5 protein-coding genes are annotated in these 5,809 nt (G+C 48.2%); all 5 read left to right on the top strand.

Annotated elements, in window-relative coordinates; translation table 11 throughout:
• Positions 1-213 (top strand): methylaspartate mutase subunit E (locus Q7V48_02075; protein MDO9209525.1); only part of this gene is annotated, 213 nt, incomplete at its 5' end.
• A gap of 156 nt (positions 214-369) precedes the next feature.
• Positions 370-1,662 (top strand): M48 family metalloprotease, encoded by a 1,293-nt coding sequence (locus Q7V48_02080; protein MDO9209526.1) that lies wholly within the window; start codon positions 370-372, stop codon positions 1,660-1,662.
• A 27-nt stretch (positions 1,663-1,689) separates the two neighbouring features.
• Positions 1,690-2,634 carry an alpha/beta hydrolase gene (locus Q7V48_02085; protein ID MDO9209527.1) on the top strand — a complete coding sequence of 315 codons (945 nt, stop codon included), beginning with the start codon at positions 1,690-1,692 and terminating at the stop codon, positions 2,632-2,634.
• Positions 2,635-2,837: 203 nt separating this feature from the next.
• Positions 2,838-4,637, top strand: coding sequence for a translation elongation factor 4 (lepA, locus tag Q7V48_02090; protein ID MDO9209528.1), 1,800 nt, complete (start codon positions 2,838-2,840; stop codon positions 4,635-4,637).
• 3 nt (positions 4,638-4,640) lie between these two features.
• On the top strand, positions 4,641-5,809 hold a 1,169-nt coding region (gene hemW / locus Q7V48_02095; GenBank protein ID MDO9209529.1), incomplete at its 3' end, for a radical SAM family heme chaperone HemW.

Raw genomic sequence — 5,809 nt, forward strand, 5'->3', positions numbered from 1 at the left:
CCCAATCGTTATGTAGCAGGAAAAGTAATCCCCGTTCGGGATTCTTTTGGGGCTATTCGGTACCTTGAACACGCCAATCTTCCTTTTGGCGCTGAGATCCTGGAGTATCACCGAGAAAAGATTCTGGATCGGGAACGTCGAGAAGGCCAGAAAATAGATTATCAGTCCGCCATCCAGGACGTTACCGAGGTCAGCAAAATGCTGGAGGATTGATTGGACTTTTGGGGTAGATTCGGGTTAAAATAGATCATGGCTTGGATAGAAAAATTTACTTTTCGCATATTTTTTTGGGTAATCATCCCCATTCTTTCATTTTCTCTCCTCTTTCCCCCCAACGCCCCGGCCTTCACGATCCAGGAAGAACGTGAATTGGGGGAAAAAATTTTTCAAGAAGTCAAGAAACGCTGGTCGCTGGTTCAAGAACTTTCAGTGAACGAATATATCAGCGGCATCGGCAGAAGAATCCTTCAGCCCCTCGGACCTCAACCTTTCGACTATCAGTTTTATATTATCAACTCTCCCGAAATAAATGCTTTTGCTGTTCCAGGGGGAAAAGTCTTTCTGAACAGCGGTTTGATCCTCCTGGTGGAAAATGAAGACGAGATCGCCGGAGTGCTCTCCCACGAGATTGCCCATGTCGTCGCCCGTCACATTGCCAAGCGCGGGGAGAAAGCAATGAAAGTCAGTTTAGCCGCTTTAGGGGCCATACTGGCCGGAATTTTTTTAGGGGGCCAAGCTGCCGGCGCGATTGCCACTACCACGATGGCTGCTTCCGAGACCGCCTTGCTGAAATACAGCCGGGAAGACGAAGAAGAAGCCGATTACCTGGGTTTAAAATTTATGAATCAGGCGGGGTATGCCCGGTGGGGAATGGTTACCATGCTCAAAAAATTACGCAGAATGCAAGGCCCGGCTTCCAGCGATCCCCCGACTTACCTTGTGACCCATCCAGCCATCGAAGAACGGGCCGCCGACCTGGAAATCCAGATGGCCCGTTTTCCCCAAGAAAAGGAAAGCCACAAACCCACAGGAAACCTGAAAAGAATACAGACCAAATTGACTGCGGAAGAAAAGGATGTTTCTCGGTCCGTAACCTACTTCGAAAATTGGTTGAAACGTACGCCAGATGAACCAGAGGCCTTCTTCGGCTTAGGTCTTGCTCAGAAAAGAATGGGGGGATTGGATCGGGCCATCGAAAGTTTTTCCAGAGCAACCTCTTTGGCGCCCCAGGATGGGGAAATACTCCGGGAGTTAGGTACCACCTATCTTCTGAAAGCCAACCTGCAGGAAGCCCAAAAATACCTCGAGCGTGCCCGCTTCCTTTCTCCTCGCGACCCCTTGATTTATTTTTATCTGGGCAGGGTTTACGCGGAGCAAAAACTACTCGATGAAGCACTGCAAGCCCTTCTCCGAGCCAGGGAGCTGGATCCCAACTTATCGGCAATTTATTACCACTTGGGTATGGCCTACGGCGCCAAAAATATGCTCGGCCCGGCGTATCAAAATTTTGGTTATTACTACAAGGCCATGGGAGACCCCAAAACCGCATTGATCCATTTTCATAAAGCCCTCTCTCATTTCAACGAGCAGGCGCCGGAACGCCAGGCTATCCAAAAAGAAATCCAGGATCTTTCACCCAAAAAAAAAGAACCTCGATCTTAAAAACTTACTGTTAGGAGGTAATCGAGGATGAATAAAATTTTAACGGTTATTATCGCTTTCATCTTTATTTTAGCCTTAGTCGCTGCTTTCTTTCCCGATTTTTTTTCCAAAGAAACTTGTACGTATGAAGAAGCCTGTAAATTTTTCTCTAAAGGGAAATTTGTAACCGTTGAGGGGAGAAAGGTCCACTACCTGGAAAAAGGAAATGGAACCCCTGTGATCTTGATCCATGGTTTCCTTTTCCATACAGTAATGTGGAAAAAAAATATCGATGCCCTCGCCGAAAAATTCAAAGTTTATGCCATCGACCTCTGGGGGTTTGGCTATAGCGAAAGATTGAAGCCAATGGATTATAGCTTTGATCTCTACGGGAAGCAGATCATGGGATTCATGGAGGCTCTCCATATCAAAAAGGCCACTCTTGTGGGGCAGTCCATGGGCGGGGGAATAGCGGTCTATGTGGCGGCTCACTATCCTGAGCGGGTGGATCGTCTGATTTTAATCGACCCGGCCGTCATTCCGTATCCCGACACCCTAATCGGCCAGATTTACAAAATTCCCCACGTGGGTGAGTTTTTTAACGCCATCCCCGGGGATGCCTTGATGAAAAACAATATCAAAGCCATTTGGTTTTATGATAAGAGCAAAGTAACCGATGAATATGCCCGGGAAGTCTTGCAACCGCTTTGCATCAAAGGTTCCGATGATGGCCTCATGTATATTCTCCGTAACGTTCTTAAAGAACCCTTGGTTGAAAAAGAAGCGAGCCAATTGGCCCCATTGAACAAATCCATTCTCGTCATCCACGGCCGGGAAGATAAAGCCATCCCCTTAGAACGATCAAAAACCTTAAACCGCCTTTGGAAAGGATCAAAATTGGTGATTTTCGAAAAGGCCGGCCATAGCCCCCATGAAGAGCACCCCGAAAAATTTAACGAACTGGCTTTGGATTTTCTCTCGGAAAGTAGATAGTTTCTGTCCCTCCCGGGAAAAAGAGGTAACAATAGTACTTGTAAGATACTCATTCTCCGTAGTATAATTATTTATAAATCCTGCCATGTATTTTCCGCAGGTAACTACTCCCAATATCTCCATGCGGTTAATCCCCAAGATTGGCGTAGTTTACTCCCGAATTAGATTCCTCCTGGCAGTCGCTGGGGACCCTTGCAACGATGATGGAGAATATTCGTAATTTCAGCATAATCGCCCATATCGATCACGGAAAATCGACCCTGGCCGACCGTCTGATTCAGTACACCGGCGTGGTTGAAGACCGCGATTTTCAAGACCAGATTTTGGATAACCTGGACATCGAACGCGAGCGGGGAATCACGATCAAGAGTCAGGCGGTCACCCTCCCCTATCGCGCCAGAGACGGGAAAGATTACATCCTCAACCTCATTGATACACCGGGCCATGTTGACTTTTCGTATGAAGTCTCCCGCGCCCTGGCATCGTGTGAAGGTGTTCTCCTCCTCATCGATGCCGCTCAGGGCGTTCAGGCCCAAACCATCGCCAATCTTTATTTGGCCATGGAAAACAACCTGGAAATTATTCCGGTCATTAATAAAATTGACCTCCCCACTGCAGATGTGGAACGAGTGATCGAACAAATCGACTCTGAGCTGGGACTGGACCCCTACGCTCATATCCGCTGTTCAGCCAAGGAAGGAATCGGGATCGAAGAGGTTCTGGAAAACATCGTCCAAAGAATTCCTCCGCCGCAAGGGAAAGAGGAAGCCCCGCTGGCTGCCCTTATCTTCGATGCCAAGTATGATCCTTATCGGGGGACAATCATCCACTGCCGTATTTATGACGGCTCGGTAAAAAGCGGCGATATGATCCGCTTCGTTTCCAATCAGGCCACCTACAAAGTTGAAGAAGTCGGTCGCTTTTCTTTATACCGGAATAAGCTTGATAAGATTTCCGCGGGGGACGTGGGCTATGTGATCGCCGGAGTAAAGACCGTCTCTGATGTGCGTATTGGCGACACGATTACCCAGGACGATAAACCCTGCGCCCAGCCTCTGAAAGGTTTTAAGGATGTGAAACCTGTAGTATTTTCTTCCATCTATCCCATCGCCTCAGATGATTATGAAGATTTGGCCGTCGCCCTCGAAAAATATAAATTGAACGATGCCGCCTTTACTTATCAAAAAGATTCCTCGCTGGCGTTGGGCCAGGGCTTTCGTTGCGGCTTTCTCGGTCTTCTCCACCTGGAAGTGGTTCAAGAAAGACTGGAACGAGAGTATGATCTCTCCATCATCCTGTCCGTACCGAGTGTCCGTTACCGTTTCACTTTAAAAGACGGAATTGTACTGTACATCGATAACCCGGCCCATTATCCCAGCCCCATTTCCATCGTTAAAACCGAGGAGCCTTATATTCGAGCCCATATGATGATGCCGGAGAAGTACCTGGGAGCGATTATGAAACTCTGTACGGAAAGGCGGGGGGTGAACTCCACTCTCCATTACCCGGGGCCTGGCCGGGTTGAATTAACCTATGAGATACCTTTGGCGGAAGTAATTTATGATTTTTATGACCGTTTTAAAACCCTGACCCAGGGGTATGGATCTTTTGATTATGATCTCATCGACTACCGGGAAGGTAACCTCGTTTTGTTAGATATTTTGGTCAATAGTGGAAAAGTGGATGCGCTTTCTCAAATTATCCACCGCGATAATGCTCGGTCCCGTGCACTTCAGGCTTGCGAACGGTTGAAAGAAGAAATCCCCCGCCAGGTTTTTAAAGTGGCCATCCAGGGGGCGATCGGGGGCGAAATTATTGCCCGGACGACGATCTCTCCTTATCGCAAGGATGTAACCGCCAAGTGCTACGGAGGGGATATTACCCGCAAACGCAAACTATTGGAAAAACAGAAGAAAGGCAAGAAACGAATGAAGATGATCGGATCGGTCACCATCCCCCAAAGTGCCTTCCTGGCCGTTTTAAAATCCGATTCGGATTCATGAGTCATGAACGCTGCAGAAAGAAAAAACTGCAATCCGCAATCCGCAATCGGCAATCGGAAGATGGCGGGTCTCTATATTCACATTCCCTTCTGTCGGACGAAATGCCCTTACTGCACTTTTTACTCGGAAACAAACCTTTCGTTCATCTCAGATTTCCTGAAGGCACTTTTCCAAGAAATGGAGATGGCCCGCAACCAATTCAACCAAGTGGATACAGTTTACCTCGGAGGAGGAACTCCTTCTGTGCTTCTCCCGCACCAAATCCAGGCGATCTTGGAAAAAATCCGCCAAAATTTCCACCTGGTCGCCGATGCGGAAATCACCCTGGAAGCCAATCCGGCAGATTTGAGTTTAGCCTACCTCCAATCTTTAAGGCACAGCGGGGTCAATCGTCTCAATCTGGGGATCCAATCCCTCGACCCAGAGACCCTAAGTTTTTTAGGACGGAGGCACTCTCTGGACCAAGCCCTTTCCTCGATTCTAACTTCCCGTGAAGCTGGCTTCGACAATCTGGGGATTGACTTAATTTATGGCGTCCCGGGGCAGGAAATGGAATCATGGCTGGCCACATTAGCCCGGGCTGTGGATTTTGCCCCGGAGCATATCTCCTGTTATCAGCTCACGGTCGAAGCCAACACCCCTTTAGCAATTCAGCAGCAAAAAGGAGAATGCACCCTCCCTCCGGAAGACCTCCAGTATGATTTTTTTATGAAAACATCCGCAAGTCTCGAAGAAGCCGGATATATCCACTACGAAGTTTCCAACTTTGCCCGGGGAATGGAGTACGCTTCCAGGCATAACCAAAAATACTGGAATCACACCCCTTACCTCGGGCTTGGACCTTCGGCTCATTCTTTTAGGGGAAATCGCCGTTGGTGGAATCATCGATTACTGGATCATTATATAACCAACCTCAGCACCGGAAATGCTCCCATCCAATCAGAAGAAACTCTCACCCTGGAGCAACTTTGCTTCGAAGCCTTTTTCCTTGCCCTGCGCACAAAATCAGGGTTGCACCTAAAAGATTTCTCAGAAAAATATCAACAAGACCTTCTTGCCGCCAAAGCGCCAATGCTGGCTAATTTATTGGATGATGGCTACATGGTAATACGAGATGGGATGTTACTGCCGACCCGTTCCGGCCTGGCCATTGCCGACCGCCTTGCCTTGAT

Source organism: Deltaproteobacteria bacterium, assembly GCA_030654105.1.
Taxonomy (GTDB): Bacteria; Desulfobacterota; SM23-61; order SM23-61; family SM23-61; genus JAHJQK01.

What these genes read in the sequence shown, in the direction of transcription:
- lepA (MDO9209528.1), top strand. Translation starts at nt 2,838, where the DNA reads ATGGAGAATATTCGTAATTTCAGCATAATCGCCCATATCGATCACGGA.
- Q7V48_02085 (MDO9209527.1), top strand. Translation starts at nt 1,690, where the DNA reads ATGAATAAAATTTTAACGGTTATTATCGCTTTCATCTTTATTTTAGCC.